Source organism: Acetobacter pasteurianus, assembly GCF_009914215.2.
GTDB classification, from domain to species: Bacteria; Pseudomonadota; Alphaproteobacteria; order Acetobacterales; family Acetobacteraceae; genus Acetobacter; species Acetobacter pasteurianus.
In genome coordinates this window covers 2,368,961-2,388,645 of record NZ_CP039846.2, presented here as the reverse complement: position 1 = coordinate 2,388,645, position 19,685 = coordinate 2,368,961, and the positions used below count along the sequence as shown (strand labels likewise).

The window sequence follows — 19,685 nt, the reverse complement described above, 5'->3', positions numbered from 1 at the left end:
CCTGTCAGGAGGCCGTGGGGTGCATGTCAAAGGCTGATGGTTTGGGCGCATCATGCTGGGCATGTGGTTCCATGCTGTCATGCTCTGGCCCCAGACGCGCAAACTTGAACATGAGGTAAAGTTCTGCGGCAATAAACACGCTGTAAAGCAGCACAAACCCGATAAGCGAAAACACCATGTAAGACACGCCGTGGCTTGAAGCTGAAAGGAATGTTGGTAGCCAGCCAAATACTGTCCACGGCTGGCGGCCCGCTTCAGCCGTAATCCACCCAAACTCTGTGGCCAAAATTGGCAAAGGAATAGACCACATACACAGTTTTAGCAGTAGCTTGTTATGCTCCAGCCGACGCTTCAAACTGACATAAGCCGAGATAGCAAACAGCGCGAAGAACCATAGGGAGAGAAACACCATAAACCGAAAAGACCAGAACGTGACAAACACGTTGGGGAGAATATCGGGCTGGGTTGCTTTCACCACAGCGTCAATCTGATTTTCAGGGATATTCGTAACATCCTGATTAGGCGCATGGCGGGCCGCCAACAGGCCATACCCCATATCCTGCTCATGCTGTGTAAACAGAGTAAGATCTGCATCGCTATGCGTTACACCATAGCGGCGCAAGGCGCTCACGGCCTCAATACCCGAACGAATACGCGGTCCGGCAGCGTCTTCCAGTTCATGCATACCGGTAATAGGCTGATCAAACGTATGGGTAATCAGCGGAGTAAGTACAAGCGGCACACCCACTTCAAAATGGTTTTCCTGCTTGGCATCATCCGGCAGAGCAGCCAAAATCCACGGTTCAAACGGTGGTTGACTGGTATGCCAAAGGCCTTCAATCGCTGCAATTTTGGTCGGCTGCTTTTCATAATCCAACCGGCCCAGCACATCTCCCAACGTGATAACTGCCACAGTAGAGATAATGCCAAACAGTGCCGCCATACGGAACGAACGCGCTGCAAACTGCCGATGCTGACCGCGCAAAAGATAAAAAGCACTAATCCCCATCACAAACATTGCGGCAGACACGTAACCCGCAACAGATGTGTGTACAAACTTGGCCTGTGCATCTGGGTTGAAAACCAGATTTACAAAGCTTTCAAACTGCATCCGCATGGTTTCAGGATCAAAATGCGCACCTTCGGGCATATTCATCCCGGCATTGGCAATTAAAATCCACAAGGCCGACAAATTAGAACCCAGAGCCACCAAATAGGTGATGGCCAGATGCGCCTGCTTGCTCAGCCGGTCCCAGCCAAAAAACATGAGACCTACAAACGTTGATTCCATAAAAAAGGCCATAAGACCTTCAATAGCCAAGGGCGTGCCAAACATATCCCCAAAGAAGTGAGAATACATGGACCAGTTGGTGCCAAACTCAAATTCCATTGTTATGCCGGTTGCAACACCAATGGCAAAGTTGATACCAAACAGTTTGCCCCAAAACTGCGCCATATCTTTATAAATCTGCCGACCAGTGACGACATAAACCGTCTCCATAGCTGCCAGCATGAATGTAAGGCCAAGGGTAAGGGGCACAAACATGAAATGGTACAATGCCGTCAGCGCAAATTGAAAGCGCGACAGATCGACGACATTGGGATCAATAAATTCCACCGTCAGATCTCCTGATTACGGTAAAAGCAAATAAGGTTTTTCGGGGTATCAGGTTATCGTCGGATCATGGCGCTCTCCCGGCCTCATGAAACCGGCCGTCTTCAACGCGCACGATACGGTCCATCAATCCTGCCACCGCAGGATTGTGGGTCATGCACATTATGGTTGCCTGCGGCGGCAGAGCAGAAAGCAAAGCGGCCATAAGCTCCTGCTCTGTTTGTGTATCCAGCCCTTCTGTTGGCTCATCCAGAATGATCCAGACTGGTGCACGCAGCACAACCTGCGCTATCGCCAACCGCCGTGCCTGCCCGCCAGAAAGACGAACACCTTCTTCACCAATCAAGGTATCCAGCCCTGCCGGCTCAGCGCGCACAAACTCTGCCAGTTGCGCAATTTGTAATGCCCGCCACATTTTTTCCTCTGTGGCATTGGGGCAAGCAATCATCAGGTTACGCCGGATGCTGCCCTGAAACAGATGATAGTCCTGCGCCACCACGCCAACATGATGCGCCATGACGTCAGCATCGACGTTTTTCAGATCAACATTGCCAAAGCTGGCTGTTCCTTCCTGATAATCATAAAAACGGAACAGCAGATTTATCAGCGTGCTTTTGCCTGCTCCTGATGGCCCAACAAGAGCGACATGCTCTCCTTGCCGGATCAACAGGTTTGCGTGCCGCAGTGCCCAGTGTTTTGCTTCTGGGTAATGCATTCCCAAGTTACAAAAACACAGATCCAACGGTTGAACTGGCGAGGCTTTTGCAGCAGGTGCAGGCACACATGGAGGCTGATCGCATACAGCAAATACGCGACGTGCAGCCACGCGCACGTGCCCCAGCAATTGCCATGCCGCCGGTAAAGGCCCCACCACATCAAATGCAGCAAGCCCGCCCAATGCCAACATAGGCAAACATGCAGCGGAAAGAGTGCCTGCATGATAGGCGTGCGTAGCAAGAGCCAACATTGCCACCGCGCTTAACGTGCCAATAATTGTGCTCAGGCAGCGTGCGCCACCTTCTAGCAGAAAAATCTTTTGGCGGCATAAGCGGATATTGGCTTGTTGGTCTGCAATATGTTTTTGCACACTGCCTGCCGCGCCAAGAAACATAAATTCGCCCATGCCTTGCAGGATCTCCGTCAGATCTGCATGCATCATGTCTTGTTGAAGGCTGATCTGTGCAGTTGCTTGCGCTGAAAGTTTGGCTGTTATCAGCGGGATTATGATTCCACACAGCAACAGGCCAACCCCCAGAACCAAGGCTGCCGGAAGAGAAAATAAGCCTGTTATCACTACATATGCAGTGCAGCAGATGGCTGCAGCAGCAAAAGGCAGCATGACTTGCAGGTAAAACTGCCCCATCCGGTCTGTGTCAGACACAAAACGGAACAGCATATCCCCACTGCGTTGCTGAGCCAGAGCGGCAGGCGCCTGAGGAGCAAGCCTTTCAAAACTCCATGCCCGCACACGCCCAATGAACCGCAGCGTAGCATCATGCGTCACCACCCGTTCCAGATACCGGGCAAGGATACGTACAGTGGCAAAAAACCTGACGCCTACAGCAGGCAAGAAAATGTTAAAGGTATTTTGCGCCACAATCCCGCCAAGGCCCGCTACTGCCGCAGCGGCCAAAAGCCAACCGGACAAAAACAGTAACCCAAAATTCGCCAAAGATGCCACGACTGCCAGAGCAAGCCCTACGAGCATTTCGCGCTGAATAGGCTTCATCAGCACAGCCAGGCGTGAAAACGTGCTCATGCTGCGTGCTCCAACATTTCTGGCACACTGCAAACCTGCCCTTTATGCACCCGCAGCACTTGCCGTGCGTAGTTGATGATTGCCCCGCGATGAGCGATCACAATAACAATGCGATTCAGTGCAATACGCGCGATGGCAGCAGCCACACATTGCTCGCTTACAGGATCAAGATGGGCTGTAGGTTCATCCAGAATGAGAATTTGCGGGTTACGCAACAGCACACGCGCCAACGCCAAACGCTGTACCTGCCCGCCTGACAGACATACCCCACGCTCCCCTATAGGGGTATCAAACCCCTGAGGCAGAGCCTCGATAAACGAAAGCGCATCAGCTTGCCGCGCAACATTGCGAAGGCTTTCAATATCTGCTTGTGGGTTTGCCAGGCGCAGGTTTTCCGCCACTGTGCCATGTATAAGGCAAGGCCGTTGCGGCACCCAGCCAATGCTAGACTGCCAATGCGCATGTATTGCGCCGTGAACATCTTCTGCAACAATACGTCCTGCAACAGGCGATAACAGGCCCAGCAGAAGACGCACCAGCGTTGTTTTGCCCGCCCCGCTTTCTCCCATTATCAAGCTGAGCGTGCCGCGTGCAAACGTGCAGTTCACATTGAATAAAACTGGCCTGTTTGCTTCATATCCAACCGACAGATTCTCGCACCTTACAGATAGAAGTGGTTCTGTGATTGGCTGATTAGAATGACATGTTGCAACAGATGGCAGCGCAAACAGTTTGCTGATACCCGCCATGGCTGCCGTGGCATTCTGCCGCGCATGATAACTGGCAGAAAAAGCCCGCAATGGCATGAAGTATTCTGGCGCAAGAAGCAGCACCAGAAAAGCAGACTGAAAATCTGCTCTCCCCTCCAGCAAACGGGCACCAAACACAACAGCTACAAGCGCGATAGAAAGGCTGGCAAAAAATTCCAACACCGCAGAGGTAAGAAATGCCACTTTCATAACGGACATGGTTGTGCAGCGATATTCATCTGCCATACCGGCCACTGCAGCAACGGCATCCCCTGCACGACCAAACAGCCGCAGGCTTGTCATCCCCTGTAGTGCATCCAAGAAAGATGAACCCAGCAAAAGCAATTGAGTCCACTGCCGGTCCATAATAGCCTGCGCCCGATACCCAACCAGCGCCATAAAAACAGGGATAAGCGGCCCGGTGCAGGCAAGAATCAAGAAGCTCCAGCCATCCAGATGTAAAACGGTTGCCAAGATCATAAGCGGCAACACCACCATCATGGCAGCGCGTGGAATGTACTGAGCAAAATAGGGTTCCAGCCCTTCCAGCCCTGCATCCAACGCCGTAACTGTTTCCCCTGTTGTGTGGCTGGCCATCCCTACTGGGCCAACATTAAACAGATGCTGTAACAGTTCACTCCGCAAACTGGAGATAAGGCGCAGGCTTCCTTGTACGGCGGCCATATCGGCCGCCCATTGCAACAACCCACGCGCAACCAGAAAAAACACCAACCACTTTAAGGCTGGCATTTCAGCCACCAACGCGTGCTGCCCAAAAGCAAAATCTGCAACAATTCTTGCAAAAACAGTAAGTTGCAACACCAGCAATACAGCCGCAATGCCGCCAAGCAGCACAGCCACACCAAGCCAAAGGCTTATGCGCCGCGTAAAGCCCGCAAGGGTTTTGTTGCCCGAAGATTGCATCATCACTTTCATACTCACCGCCCCACCCTCACAAACCCATTGGATGAGAATGGGAAGGCATTCGCCTTAATTCATATTTAATGTAATTATGTATTTATTAATGTCAATGCAAAAATGGAAAAGGATATTTTTGAAAATATGATTTATATGAAAATGGAATACCTGAGGATTTGGGGATTCCGCCTCCATTAACTTACATATTTTTGTTAACTATTTTCGTGATGAAATCAGCATCACAGAGACCATCGGCAGTACAGGCATATGCGTAGATAAGGTATCTGACGAACGCGACACGGCGAATTGACTACAAAGAAAAAGCGCCCCATTCCCGATCAGGAAATAAGGGCAGCCACAACAAAATTTTTAGTAGATATCTCGGGCACTTTGCGCCTTTGTTGCCCATCATGCATTATGCAACTCAGGCTGACTGACATATTTATGATAATTTACAATGAAATTACTGAGTATATTTTTGTTTTATTCAAACGGACATAGAAATAATTATTATATAATACACCATTGGCGCATCAAATTATGATATGTATTTGTAAGGGCTAATACAGTATGATCTGCATCTCCCAATCTTTCACGCAGAGATATAATCTGTGTATCCAGATCAAACATAATTTGCCGTCGGCTTTCTTCTGCTATCATTGATTGTGACCAAAAAAATGCAGCCAACCTTGTGCCCCGTGTAACAGGCGCAACGCTATGTAAAACCGTGGTGGGGTATATAACCATATCACCCGCAGCCAACTTGACTGATTGCTCCGCCCCGTTGGCGTGCATAATGAGTTCCCCACCATCATATTCCTCTGGTGCAGAGAAAAATAATGTTGAGGAAACATCTGTACGAATACGCGTATGAATGCCGCCAGCAAAAACGCCTCGGATAGCATTATCAACATGAGCACCAAAACTCATGCCTCCTTCATATCTATTAAATAAAGGAGGCGTGACTTTATAAGGCAGAACAGCACTATTAAATGTAGCATTCCGCCCCAATGCGCGCAAAACCAGTTCACCCAGCTCCAAACAGGTTTCTGAATGACGTGGCAACTGTAAGTTGTTCTTACTTTTTGCGGATTGTGCCCCGGCTGTTTCGCGCCCATCTGTCCATGCCGCTGCTTCCAACTTCATTCGGCAATAAGCAAGCTCATCATCTGTCAGAACAGAAGAAATACACAGGGCCATATTCAAAACTTTTCTAAAAATTAAAGGATATTCTATTTTCACAGCATAAAAGGAAGGCGCACTTGTTGTGCACTCCTTCCTTTATTTTCAACCTTAAACCTATCAATAATCTGCTGCCAAATTGAACAAAAAGGCACGTCCAATAGATGGCGTAACACGATTACTAAACAGGTTTCCGTAATTCAGACGATTGGCAAGATTGTAACCATTCATCGTTACTTTCCAATGCTTATCGAAACGATGAGAAACAACAGCATCAAACTCTACGTTTGCAGGAACGCGCGCAGTATTGGCGTTATCAAGAAACACACCTTCCCGCCACGTCATGCCTCCGCCTACAAGAAAATTGTAAGGCTTGGACGGGGCAATCTCATATGTTGTCCAAACTGTTGCCTGGTTTCTGGGCACATACTGTACCTGCTTACCAACATCTGTTGCTGTGCCAGAAAGTGTTTTGCTGTCATACCGTGCGTAAGTGGCAATTACGTTCCAGTTTTTCATGATCATGCCAGAAACGCTCAGTTCCACACCTTGGTTACGCTGTGTATCACTGGTGGGTGTAACGGTGCCAGAGCTTGGATCTGTTTGAATGGAATTGCCTTTTTCCAAACGGAACACAGAAGCTGCAAAACCAATACGATCATGGAAAGCAGAATATTTAGCCCCTAATTCATAAAGCCTGCTACGTTCAGGTTTGGAGTTTTGATCCTTTAGGTTCAACGGCTCAGAACTGTTTGTAACATACAGGCCCAGAGGCGTTGTTGATTCCGACCAATTAAAATAGATCATACCGTGGTCATTTGGCGTGTACATCAGACTCACATTAGGGTTAAACGTATCCTGCGTTTGGCCCATATGTACGTCTGGTTTGGCATAACTTCCACCCGTCATGCTGTAATGTGTATCCCAGTGATCCCACCGAAAACCAGCACGCACAGAAAACCATGGGGTAAGCTGGGCCTGTTCTGAAAAGAATGCCCCTACATCTGTTGCATCACCCGTTTTCCATTTTTTCTGCCCGGCCGTGGATGTGTTGACCAATCCGCCCGGCATGGAAGAGCCATCTACAACATTCAGCCCTGACACGACGGGGGACGGATCCAGAAGATTTACATATTGACGCGCAACGGCGTTGTTATAAGCAAAATTTTCACGGCGATCATACACATGCATGATATCTACGCCGCCAATCATTTCATGCTTCACGCTGCCTGTATCAAACTTGGCAACAGCAGAAAGCACGTTTTGCACAGACCAGTCATTTTGCTGATACGGGTTTGGCCCAAACACACCACCGGTTCTGGAAAGTTTGGCTGCTGCTGCGTTCCCACCAAAAAAATCGGTGTTACAATTATAGGCAGCTCCGTTTTGTAGATATCCACTTGCATTATAAGAAAGCTGATTGCTGGTACAACCTTCCTGCGAAGCAGAAAAATACCGGCTGTAAAGTCCACCACGTGTATCATTATACACTGTAACGTAAGGGGAAGCTTCCCACTTCAAACGTCCTGTCAGCATATCCACACTGGAATTATCCTGATCAAACGTGGTGCCATACCAATTGGTACGTTTTACACCATATTCCGTGGCAGGTTTGCCATAAGCAGCCCCCGGCTTTTTCAGCACAGGCACACCGTAATCTGGAATACGATTATCTGTTTGGTGGAAGTATTCTAACGTATAGGAAAGTTTTTTACCCATACCAAACGTTATGGATGGTGCAATACCCCACCTGTGGGAATAAACATAATCACGCCCAACAGTATTGTTCTCATTCCCCATGCCGGTAATACGGATACCAATGCTATCCGTAAGCATGCGGTTAAAATCCAATGTTCCACGATAATACTGCCCGCTTCCGCCAGAAAACGACGCGCGAATATGATTTTTCAATGTTGGCGTTTTAGTCGTAATATTAATGGCTCCGCCTGTGGTGCCATTACCGAACACTTGTGAAGATGGCCCTTTAATAACGGCCACATTTTCATAATCAAAACTATCACGCGTATACACACCAAAATCGCGCAAGCCATTTTCATAAATATCATTCTGGGCGGCAAATCCGCGGATCAAAAACTGATCTCCCGCCATACCCCCTTCACCTTCCCCCACGGAAGCCGTAATACCCGGAACATTTTTAAGGGCCTCATCCAAAGATTTGACATTCTGCTGCTGCATAAGAATTTGCGGCACCACGTTAATGGTCTGCGGGGTATGCAGTGCATCATGCGGCATCCGGCTAATGCCCATAGGCGTCCGAAGCGTGTTCATGGGGGATGCAGTCACCACCCATTCTTCTGCCTCCGAACCATCTTCCTGCTTGGCAGAATGCGGCCCCTTTTTGCCTGATGTAGCAAGGGTAGCCTTAGATGAAGCATCTATGGCCTCAGGAGCTTTTGGGTTTTTAAGAGATGGTTCATCTGTTGCGATGGATGCCGCAGAAGCATTCCCCGCGAGCAATGAAAGCGTACCCCACCCCATCGCCAAGCCGAACATAAGAGAAGACGTAGGTATCTGCCGTGATGAGGATGAATCTGTCATGAGACTTTACAAAAACATTAATGCGAATCAGTTGCATATGCCTCTTGTCGCGAATGATTCGCAATATATGGTTTATTAAAATAATTTTTATTGTTTTCTATGTTTTGATGTATACATTCAACTCGCAACAAGTAACAAAATATATTTTGTTTATCGCAATTTTATAGTATTTTATTAGAATTTATTTTCTCATCTACAATATTTCTCAAACTCTCTATAGAATTGTGTTTTAAATGCTGTGTAACGTCTTGTATTGCATGCAAAACATCTAATGTGGCCTGCGGTACGGCTTGCCGCCACCATGTAACAGCTTCTTCAATATGCCCCTGCTCTGCTAACCACACGGCATAATTATGCTGGCCTCGGTAATCACCTTTCTGGGCGGATTGCTGATACAGCATGATCGCTTTTTTCCTGTCTTTAGAAACAACCCATCCCTCTTCATAAAAACGAGCCAATACATTCATGGATTTTGCGTGCCCGGCTTGAGTTCCTGCTTGAAAAAGTGCGTACGCAGAAGGAAGGTCCGGTACCTGACCAATGCCACGCATTATCATGATTGCCAGATTATAACGTCCCCAATCATCATTTAACTCTGCAGCTACAGTGTAATGCGCAATGGCTTGCTGGTAGTTTTGGGCACACCCCCAGCCAAAATAATAACAACGCCCCAACATGTTATGGGCTGGCCCATAGCCTGCCTGAGCAGCCATACGGAACCATATAATCGCTGTTTCAGGATCTGCGGGTACATATATACTGTCTAAAAGGATTTTACCCCATAATACCTGTTCTAAATGATACCCACGCAACGCTTTTTGGCGAATCGCTTCTATCTCACAAGGCAATTCCAAAGGTTTAGAAACCTCTTTCTTCCTTTTCCCATATCTCCAGAATTTTCTAAAATGCATTGCAGCAAGCCCTCCTTCATCGAAGAGATGCCATATAAAGATGATGCAAATTATTCTCAACAATATGTATGTTGAGATTCTTTCACTTTGATATGAAGATCAATCAGCAAAATAGATTACAGATAAGAACAATATATCTGGACACTGTTCTTATCATTGCAATTATAGTCTCTGTATCTTTTTGTGGTAGTTACGCAAATATTCAAAAGCCTTATAGCACTGGCCTCAGAACATGGCGTTGACTGCAAACTGTGGTGAAACCTGAATACTCTTGTTATGCCCCGCAAAATAGAAAGCTGAGCCTACAATAACCCCCCAGCGTGGGTTCCAGTTGTATTCAAATGCAGGTGCAATCTGCCAATCTGTTCCGGCAGATCCTGTTTTATGGATGTAATTACCGTTGCTATCATGCCCACGTAACGTGGACCCATTAGACCAGTCTCGCGCAAGGTCCATGGCCAGCACCCATTTCTGGCTCAAGCCGTACTCCAATGAAAAACCCGTCTGGCCGCTCATTCCCGGCTGCCCACGGCCACGAAAACCATGCGCTGTGCCATAACTGGTAACATCCGTAAGTTTTGCAGATGTTACCGCACGCCGAAACCAGTTCCATACACGCAAACGCAGTTCATGATTGCCCGGCAGCGTATAAGTAGATTGCTCAGTTAAGGCAAAGCGGAAAACATATGCGCCGCTCCCCACTCCATCCTGCTTATCTCCCAGTTTTTTGTAATCCCCTGTGGGGAAAATCATGCCTACAAACAGGTTGAAAGCCGGAATGTAATGTTTGGGATCAGGCCGCACCAAACGATAGATCAGATCAAACGGAACATCGCCTGTTTTAGGACCATGAGAATGTCCGTCTGCGTGTTTCCATCCATAATCGACAATAGTATGCAACTGGATACTGAAATCCTGAGATATCCCGTATTTCCAGAGGGTCGAATTGGAAAACATACGTTGCATGGGGTGAGATGCAGGCCCTGCCCGCCCATGCGCATCAAAAGACCCCAAGGGCTGGCTATAGGAATAGTAGGGCTCAACATTCAGCACCCCTTCCCGCGTTGTGCCGGAAGGGGAAACGAGCGAGCCTGTATACCACTGATCTGCATGGGCAGAAGCAAAACTACCCGTGGATGCAAGAAAACAGGCAAATGCTTTTTTTACGGAAACCCTGCTACCCGCATATGCCCATTGCTTAAGGCGTGCTCTCATTCACTTACTCATCCTGCTGAGTTTTTTCTGCTCAAAAGCCTGCGCTAAACGCTTTTTGAATATCTGCTGCGGCTGTTTTTCCATTAGCCAGCAGAAGCTGTAGAAGTATCCGCGCCTTTTGCGGGTTTAAGTCCATAGAGGCCACAAGCCCGTAGTGATCATCATCAACTTCTACATCGCGGTTTACAAAACCGTTGCCCACACGGGTGGAGCGCACAACAACAACGCCAGCCTTTGTGGCGCGCTCTATGCCTGCCAATGCATCTGTTGAAACATTGCCATCACCCATACCTGCAATCACAATGCCCCGCGCTCCACCTTTCACTGCATCATCAATCTGCCGTGCATCCATGTCTGCATGGGCATAAACAATTTGCACTCGCGGCAGCTTGTGATCTGCTGGCAGATCAAGATGCTGCTGAGGCTTGGCTGGCGCCACAAAGCGCACACTTGCCGGATCAACATAACCAACCGGACCAAGATTAGGTGAATGGAAGGTTTGCAGTGCAGTGGTATGCATTTTGCTGACACCACGGGCAGACTGTATCTCATCATTCAATACCACCAGTACGCCTCGCCCACGGGCCTGCGGATCAGCCGCAACCTTTACGGCTTCATACATATTGGCGGGTCCATCTGCACTAATAGCCGTGCTAGGCCGCATTGCGCCCGTTAAAATAACCGGCCGTGCATCCCCAATCACGTTATCCAGAAAGAAAGCAGTTTCTTCCATTGTGTCTGTCCCGTGGGTGATCACAACGGCATCTGCTTCGTTATTGGCAAAAGCCCGCCGAATACGCTCAGCCAGCTTAAACCAGACCTGACTGTTCATGTTCTGGGATGCGATGTTGGAGATCTGCTCCACCTGCAACTGCGCCAGTTTTTCAACGCCAGGCACGCCTGCAATCAACTGTTCACCAGTTACGGCACCGGCATCATATCCAATAGCGGAACGGGTATCAGCCTTACCGGATATTGTGCCCCCTGTAGCCAGCACAAGCACACGCGGCGAAGAAACCTGCTGATGCGCTGCAGGAGGTGCACCTGCCCCTTCTGCATAAGAATAAACAGGCATAACAGAGGCTACTCCCAAAATTGCAGCAAGAATAGGCAGACCACGCACAGAAACCATAAAAGAACACTCTTTCCAACAAAGGGAGATAAAGGAATGTCCTTATCTCCCCTCATCGTCATTTAAAAACCAAACCTACCAGAAGGAGAACCCTCTCCTTCCACACACTCTTTTCATTACGCCTGAGGCTTCACAAACTCAGCGTGATATTCTTCCACCATCTTGCGCAATGAACGACCGATTGCGGCATACTGGAATTCATTAAGATTGGCGAGAGATGCACGAGCAGAAGGACGCGTAGCCCCAAACCCAGCGCCAGGTAACAGCACAATGCCGGTTTCATCTGCAATCCGGAACAGAATTTCACCTGTGCTGGCACGCTTTAGCATCCACTGGGCAAACTCTTCGCCATACAGAGCACGGCAGGTGTCTTCCAGATCAATCAGCGTGTAGTAATCTACTGCATTGGCATCTTCTGATGGCGCCACACCAAGTTCATGGTAGAGCGCAGCTTCACGGCGGCGGATAACACTCTTGAGTGTGGCTTTATAACGGCCTTCGTGATCCATCAGCGCAAACAGTGAGAACAGCACCATCTGAACCTGCTGCGGCGTAGAGAGGCCTGCCGTATGGTTAAGAGCCACGGCACGGCTATCTGCCACCAACCGATCAATAAATTTCAGATCAGCTGAATCTGTTGTCAGGCTGGAATAGCGCTTTGCCAACGCAGCTTTGGCATCAGCCGGAAGCTGCGCCAGACGTGCATCAATCGCGTTATCCTTGTGCATCCCGATAACACCCAGACGCCACCCTGTTGCCCCAAAGTATTTTGAGAAGGAGTAAACAAGAATGGTGTTGCGCGGGCAGATTGCATACAGCGAACGGAAGCCATCAGCAAACGTGCCATAGACATCATCCGTCAGGATCATCAGGTCTGGACGATCTTTCACAATGGATGCAATCTTCTCCAGCGATGCATCATTCATCTTGACAGATGGCGGGTTGCTGGGGTTCACGCAGAAGAACATTTTTACGGCCGGATCACGCAGCTTTTCCAGCTCGCTTTCCGGATACTGCCAATCCAGAGAAGGATCTGCCTGCACTGGCACAACTTCCAGACCGTATTCTTCAAGTTGCGGGATTTCGATATAGGGAGAGAAGATCGGCATGCCGATTGCCACCTTGTCTCCCTTTTTGATCAGGTCATTCTGCTTGAGCGAATTGAACACATAGGCCATAGCCGCCGTGCCGCCCTCGGTTGCAAAAAAGTCTGTGGAATCTAGAGAAATTCTACCACCGACCATTTCACGCAGCACGTACTGGCCAACAATTTTTTCGCTGAGTGTGAGCATACGCGGGGGCGTTGGATAGTAGCAGCCCAAAATACCCTCCACCATTTCAACAAGGAATGTATCGGCTGGCAGGCCCATCTGGTCGCGCACATAACTCAGGGCGTGACCAAGAAGAGCGGCTTCCTCTTTATCTTCATTGCTTTCAATAAAGCGATCAAAACGTGCCTCAATGCCTTCAATACGGACTGTCCCACCAAGCCCCGGGGAGAGATAGGAAAGAGAAAGGCGCGCTTCGGCCAGAGCGTATTGCCCCAACAGGAAAAAGGCCGCACGTGGCAGTGTTGCCAAAAAGTTGGGGTTGCCTCGGCCTGCGTTCAGCATAACGCGGTCAGCCTTTGATGATGCCAGGCTGATGAGCGTATCTTTAAGTTCAAATGGGCTGAGATCACGAAATTTCGAATAATCGATTGTCATTATTGCGTTTCCTTCTTTTCAGTATTCAGGAAAATGCGACCACAAGTGGCCCAAGTAGCGTAAGCAATACGTTTGCAACTGCGTAAGTAATGGCAAAAGGTGTTGTGGGAACAGCATTGCCTGCCTTGTTCAACACCTCGCCAAAAGCTGGATTGGCACTGCGAGAACCAGCCAAAGCACCTGCAAAAATGGCCGTATTGTTATAGCGCAGGACATAGCGCCCAAAGAGCATGGTGAGGATAAGCGGCACCAATGTAACCACCACGCCCAACAGAAAGAGCGTAATGCCGTGCTGCATGATGGTGGCAATAGCCTGCTGGCCCGTTTGCAAGCCCGTTACGGCCACAAAACCTGCCAGCCCGAAGTCCACCAGAAAAGTTGAGGCACCCTGCGGCATATTCCCAGTCACAGGATGGCGGCTTTGATACCAACCAAACAGCAACCCGGAAAGCAGAGCTCCGCCACCACTACCAAGAGTAAGTGGCACAGACCCCATATGCACCACTCCCAAACCGATCAACAAACCAAGGGCGACGCCCAGAGAATGGAAAACGAGATCAGTTTTAATGCTTGGAAGCAGAATTGTACCAATCTGCGCAGCTGCGCGCTGCACATCGGCAGACGTACCAAGCAGGGTAACAATGTCTCCATCCTTTACCTGCATGGAACCCGTAACAGGCATGGCTTTACCTGCACGGGACAGCGCAACCAGATAAACACCGTGGCGCACAGCCGCAGAAAGAGACTGCACGCATTGATCTACGGTTTTTCCGACAAAATCCTTACGAGACAAAACAACATCCCGACGGATAAGGGAAAGATCAAGACCGGGAACGTCACCTATTTCCTGCCCGATCTTCTGCCCTGTCGCCAGAACCTCTGAGCGCTGCCCAACAAGCAGAAGCTGATCACCCGGTAACAGCGCAGCATCGGCCCCTATACCGGCGGGTTTGCCATTGCGCAGCACCTGTTCCACTGTAACGCCTGCTGCCATGCTTTCCACACCAGCAATAGTGAGATCAGACTGCGTCAGACGGTAGGCACGCCCAACAAGATTAGGGAAAGCAGAAATCTCTCCCTCACCCATAACATGCACACCGCCCGCCTGCTCGGCTTCAGCACGGATGGCATCTTCACGGATGCCGCGCTTCATGAACCACGGCAAAACGTTAACACAAAGAAGAATTGGCCCAATGGAGCCAAAGATATACGTAACGGCATATCCAACAGCGACATTGCCCTGAAGCTGCTGCACCTGAGCAAGCGGCAGACCAATTTTTTCCAAGGACGACCCTGCCGTGCCAATAATAGCCGACTGAGTAAGGCCCCCTGCCGCAAGCCCTGCGGCAAGCCCCTTGTCAAGGTGGAATATGCGCGCAACCGCTACAACGGTAATTAACCCCGTAATAGCCAGCACAACAGCCATTAGAATTTCCTTGAGAGACTGACGTCCCAATGAACGGAAAAACTGAGGGCCACTTTGATAACCTACGGCATAGATAAAAAGAGCGAACAGAACGCTCTTGATGCCAGAATCAATATGAACGCCCACTTGGCTGATAAGCACAGCCGCTAAAAGCGAACCCGCTACACCGCCAAGCTGGAACGACCCGAAACGAAAGCGCCCAATCCAGCACCCTAAAACAAGCGCAAGAAATAGAGCCATTTCCGGACACGCACCAAACAGGCCGGATAAAAGAGCAGTGAATGCGTGCAAAATGAAGTTCCTTAGAATTTATTCTATCCGAACTGCGCAACATATACATGAGCACACGCATTTGTAATTGATTCGAGTCAATTAATTTAATTTTATTTTCCTCATTACATTCCATTGAAGTAATAAATACTTTGATATTCTTTGTATTTATTTAAACCCGATATAAATTAAATAATATATTTTATTTTTTATTTATTTATACAATAATTTTGAAAATTATATTTTGTATTTAATTGTATACGGATGGATAAATAATTATTGTTTTCATTAAATAACGTATATTGCATTTTATTTAATTACATATACAGAAAATCTATCACCTACGCCGATGCACTCAGAATAGACATATATGTCAAATTTTCCTATGAAACCCTCACGAGAAATAAAGTAAATAATGTTATATATCTTAATATTTTTAGATAATTATGATTTTCATATTTTCATCGCATCTACAATAATATTTACAATATCCAACATCAACCTCTTGATAACTTCCAATAACCAATATGTTTGTTAATTTAAAATAAAACACAGCAGCATACATGCACTAGCAAACGATAAACTCTCACAATTCCTACCATGCTTACGACAGATATTTTTCAAACTGAATCATACCCTTTCATCATACATTGTCATAAAATATTAAATTGAACTTTTAAGGTTCTGATACGTCTTAAGAAGTCACCTTATCTTCTTTGACGAGGCGTATCATTATGTCTTCAGAAGATCCTGATAATCGGACCTTATGTATTCCCTATGTTGCTTACAGGCAAAATGTCTTTTGGAAAAAACAGAGAATTGTGGTCATTCCAGCTTGCAATGAGGAAAATCATATTATCCCCTGCTTGCTCGCTCTCGCAGCGCAATCTCTCACTCTGCCAGACAAGGTTGTTTTGTGGATCAATAATACCACAGATCAAACCTATGAACGGGCATTATCTTTACACAACACCCTTCCGTTTACGCTGGAGATTATACAAACTACCTATGCCCCTGACATAGCAAGCGCAGGCACTGCAAGAAGAGAAGCAATGGCACACGCAGCCAAGCATGCGCACAAGGATGCCCTATTATTTACAACTGATGCTGACGGTGAGGTTGCTACAGATTGGATATATCGCACTCTTGAAGCTTTCGCGCAGTACCCAGTTGAAGCTGTTTTTGGGCAAGCTCGGCTTTTACCATCTGAATATGCCAAAATTCCTCCAAAGCTCCATGAAGATGAAAAGGCAGAACAGGATTATGGTGCTCTTTTGGAGCAGATTACCTTACTTCTTTGCCCACAACCGCATGATCCATGGCCCCGGCATATAGAACATTCAGGAGCAAGCATTGCAGTTACTCGTCAGGCATGGGAGCAAGTCGGAGGATTTCCGAATGTACATTCTGGAGAAGATCGGCAGTTTTATGAAGCGTTAAGACAAAATAATATTCGCGTACGCCACGCACCGGAAGTTGTCGTTTATGTTTCTGCTCGTCTTTTAGGCCGTGCACGCGGAGGTATGGCAGAAACTCTAGCCCGCAGGATTATTGCGCAAGACAAATATATTGATGATGCTTTTGAAACAGTATCAAGACGATTATTACGCATTCGCCGGGAACTCACTTACCAACGCACTAACCCATTGGCTCCCATAAGCAAAATACATGCTGGACTTTTACCTTCCCGTATTCTTCGGGAAGATCTACCCAAACATTATAAACGCGCCCAGCGCGTGCTCAACTTTCTGCGCCACACAAAACATTGCCTTGCTAAGAATTGGCAAAGTGGGCCAGTCGATCAATGCGATATCCCTCTCCGCGCTCGTTATGCTCCGGATGCCAATGCCGCTCTTGGCAGGCCTGAATAAAGCAGTCTGCTGCCTCATCCCCTGTGCATGGAGTATTTGTGGAGCCGGTCCAGTTTACAATGAGAATACTACCTTCTGATTTCAGACTTTTGGTTACATGCGCAGCAAGACGCTGAATATCTACTGGACTAAGAAAATAAAGAACTTCAGAAACAAGAACCAAATCACACCCAGACACGTCTAAATCCGGATAAGCCTCGGGCAAAAAAGCCTGGATGAATCTGATATGCTGTTGCTGAGCGCACCGGGTTTTAGCTACAGCAAGAGCTGTTTCTGAAGCATCTATACCCACGATATGCTGACAGTATTGTGCAAGCGCCAAAGTGCCCACACCGATTGCACACCCTAATTCTACTGCAAAGGAAATCGGACGTGCAGGAAGGCACTGCAACACCCTTATGAGTTTCTGCTGCTCGTAAGAACTGCTTTCAAAATTCCATGGATCAGGGCTATTTTGAAAGAGGTTTTCAAAAACATCCGGTTTCCATGTTTCATTACTCATGATGTCATAAAAATTTCGTAAGGCTGGAGCATTTTTTCTAATAAATATTCCGGCAATACAAAACCATTGGGATCATCTTCTACAACCAACCCCATCTGGCTTCTATATTCCAAAATGGCATTGCGTTTGTGGCTTAGAAAACATTTAATGTCCAAGCGCCACCCAGTTGGTAATGCCTCTTCAATATTCTTTTCAGGGGGAAGCGTAAGACCCCAGACAGGGTAAGACAATATTCTTAATTCTGGCTGTAAAGCTTTTAGTCTTTGCCCCATGCTCCATACAGCCACATGATCACAATGAGGATCATGGCGCCACGGTACAAAAATATTCTGGAAATTATACTGGTGCACAAGCAAACGTAACTTTTGCACCACGTTTTCAAAAACAATACCTGCACTTGGAACTGCTGAATCACGCAAGCCTAGAAACAACAATCTATCAACAGCGAGACCGAGCACAGCCGCTGCGTTTCGACTTTCCTCCTGACGGCACAAGGCAAGACGCTCAGGTGGCCATGCATGAGAAGCCGGATGAGACGCGGAGCCATCCGAAACAATCACCACCACCGGCGGCCGATCATGCTGCACTGCCGTTGCTATCAAACCGGCACATCCCAAACTTTCATCATCAGAATGAGGGGCCAAAATAAGTGATGTTCCCGGTGCAATTGTATTAAAAGAAGCCATCGGAAGAGTAGAAAAATGCTCTATGATCTGCTGAACTTTCATGCATTTTCTCCTGGCCAATCATGGTTTGCAAACCATGCTGCAGCTTCTGTCAAAGTCTCATCTGGAGCGGGCTGTCGCAGATAGGTCATCAAATCCCTCATGACCTGCTCTACTGCTTTACCTTTTACAAAAGCCGATAACCCCAAACTTCTTTGAACAAGCGTGATTAACTCTAAAGCTGCACGTTCAACAGCAATGCGTGCGAGATTAACAGTTGCAACCACATCCTCTGATTGCATGCCGGGGGTATAGGCAGCTTTGGCAGCTTCCGTAACCCACATACTCGCCGTTTTCTGTAAAATCAGAGCCTCTCCAAGCCGATATAACTGGTGTGGATTGTGTGCTCGCCCCCGATCCAGAAGTTCCTGCCGCAACAGGTCAATCAATCGGTCCATTGCCCCAAGGGTAACGGCTGACCCGCGCCAAGCCCCTGCAGAAAACTCTGGTTGCCGTAAATAGTCTCCGGCTGAGCCAATAATATTATCTGAAGAGATAACAATATCTGTAAAATCGTAAGCGCCCGTGCCGCTGGCTTGCATCCCCATCAACTTTCCGGGGCCAGATCGCCTACGGTTGGCCTCAACCGTAGGGGCAAGAACCATTATGGAATGCCCTTGTTGTGTTGTTGCTGTTATAAGAGCAAGCTCCACCTGCATAATGCCACTGGCAAAGCCTTTGATACCAGCAAGTCTATACTGCGTGTTTTCCTGCTTTATTGTAACGGGAGGAACGCCATCCGTAACCCATATACCAGCCAGTATTCCGCTTCGTAGTTGCTGAGCAAGTATATGCCGTTGTTCTAACGTGCCATAAAGTTCTACCAACCGGACAACATTAACATGCCCTTCCAGACACCGCCCTAACGAGAGATTCAAATACCCTGTTCGCCGTAGAAGATTTAAAAGTGCAAGCCCACCTTCTAATGATCGACAGAGATTGAGGCCTCTTTCTTCATGTGACAAAAGCGCATCTAACGCACCAATTTCACGTAAAGAGTTCAAAATATCTATTGGAAAAATATTTTCTGCAAGCATGGGAGAAACAGATTTCCACCTATCAAACAGATTTTTCAGATCCATTTGAAAAGTAAAAAGATCATTCTCAACGCGTTCTGTGCCCAAAACCAGCATTCTTACACATTC

Annotated in this window: 14 protein-coding genes; 1 reads left to right on the top strand and 13 read right to left on the bottom strand. The window is 47.8% G+C overall.

Annotated elements, in window-relative coordinates; translation table 11 throughout:
* Window positions 1–4: 4 nt before the first annotated feature.
* From FCN51_RS24600 to aspT, 10 genes are all read right to left on the bottom strand, one after another.
* A complete protein-coding gene (locus FCN51_RS24600; protein WP_160257111.1) occupies window positions 5–1,618 on the bottom strand; it encodes a cytochrome ubiquinol oxidase subunit I in 1,614 nt (537 codons plus the stop codon).
* Window positions 1,619–1,682: 64 nt separating this feature from the next.
* Entirely contained in the window at window positions 1,683–3,374 is a 1,692-nt protein-coding gene (cydC, locus tag FCN51_RS24595; protein WP_160257110.1) for a thiol reductant ABC exporter subunit CydC, read from the bottom strand.
* Window positions 3,371–5,059, bottom strand: coding sequence for a thiol reductant ABC exporter subunit CydD (gene cydD, locus FCN51_RS24590; RefSeq protein WP_160257192.1), 1,689 nt, complete (start codon window positions 5,057–5,059; stop codon window positions 3,371–3,373). The genes cydC and cydD overlap by 4 nt, the downstream gene beginning before the upstream one ends.
* A 492-nt stretch (window positions 5,060–5,551) precedes the next feature.
* Window positions 5,552–6,241: a Fe2+-dependent dioxygenase gene (locus FCN51_RS24585; RefSeq protein WP_160257109.1), complete on the bottom strand. Its 690-nt coding sequence runs from the start codon at window positions 6,239–6,241 to the stop codon at window positions 5,552–5,554.
* A gap of 102 nt (window positions 6,242–6,343) precedes the next feature.
* Window positions 6,344–8,782, bottom strand: coding sequence for a TonB-dependent receptor (locus FCN51_RS24580; protein WP_160257108.1), 2,439 nt, complete (start codon window positions 8,780–8,782; stop codon window positions 6,344–6,346).
* Between the two features lie 161 nt (window positions 8,783–8,943).
* Window positions 8,944–9,693: a tetratricopeptide repeat protein gene (locus FCN51_RS24575; RefSeq protein ID WP_160257107.1), complete on the bottom strand. Its 750-nt coding sequence runs from the start codon at window positions 9,691–9,693 to the stop codon at window positions 8,944–8,946.
* 225 nt (window positions 9,694–9,918) lie between these two features.
* Window positions 9,919–10,908 (bottom strand): hypothetical protein, encoded by a 990-nt coding sequence (locus FCN51_RS24570; protein WP_004449325.1) that lies wholly within the window; start codon window positions 10,906–10,908, stop codon window positions 9,919–9,921.
* Between the two features lie 31 nt (window positions 10,909–10,939).
* Complete coding sequence (locus FCN51_RS24565) at window positions 10,940–12,040, bottom strand: asparaginase (RefSeq protein WP_160257106.1); 1,101 nt, start codon at window positions 12,038–12,040, stop codon at window positions 10,940–10,942.
* Between the two features lie 116 nt (window positions 12,041–12,156).
* On the bottom strand, window positions 12,157–13,746 hold the full coding sequence (locus tag FCN51_RS24560; RefSeq protein WP_020944068.1) for a bifunctional aspartate transaminase/aspartate 4-decarboxylase: 1,590 nt from the start codon (window positions 13,744–13,746) through the stop codon (window positions 12,157–12,159).
* Window positions 13,747–13,771: 25 nt separating this feature from the next.
* A complete protein-coding gene (aspT, locus tag FCN51_RS24555) occupies window positions 13,772–15,463 on the bottom strand; it encodes an aspartate-alanine antiporter (protein ID WP_160257105.1) in 1,692 nt (563 codons plus the stop codon).
* A gap of 713 nt (window positions 15,464–16,176) precedes the next feature.
* Here aspT and FCN51_RS24550 point away from each other — a divergent pair.
* Window positions 16,177–17,313 carry a glycosyltransferase gene (locus FCN51_RS24550; RefSeq protein ID WP_160257104.1) on the top strand — a complete coding sequence of 379 codons (1,137 nt, stop codon included), beginning with the start codon at window positions 16,177–16,179 and terminating at the stop codon, window positions 17,311–17,313.
* Here FCN51_RS24550 and FCN51_RS24545 read toward each other — a convergent pair.
* From FCN51_RS24545 to FCN51_RS24535, 3 genes are read right to left on the bottom strand one after another with little or no spacing between them, the layout of a single operon-like run.
* Window positions 17,216–17,815, bottom strand: a complete 600-nt coding sequence (locus FCN51_RS24545; RefSeq protein ID WP_160257103.1) for a class I SAM-dependent DNA methyltransferase — start codon at window positions 17,813–17,815, stop codon at window positions 17,216–17,218. The two genes, FCN51_RS24550 and FCN51_RS24545, sit on opposite strands and share 98 nt — an antisense overlap.
* The gene (locus FCN51_RS24540; protein WP_160257102.1) at window positions 17,812–18,543 is read right to left on the bottom strand and encodes a PIG-L deacetylase family protein; all 732 of its coding nucleotides are present in this window, start codon (window positions 18,541–18,543) and stop codon (window positions 17,812–17,814) included. Before FCN51_RS24540 ends, FCN51_RS24545 begins: the two co-directional genes overlap by 4 nt.
* Entirely contained in the window at window positions 18,540–19,673 is a 1,134-nt protein-coding gene (locus FCN51_RS24535; RefSeq protein ID WP_160257101.1) for an acyl-CoA dehydrogenase family protein, read from the bottom strand. Before FCN51_RS24535 ends, FCN51_RS24540 begins: the two co-directional genes overlap by 4 nt.
* Window positions 19,674–19,685 lie beyond the last annotated feature (12 nt).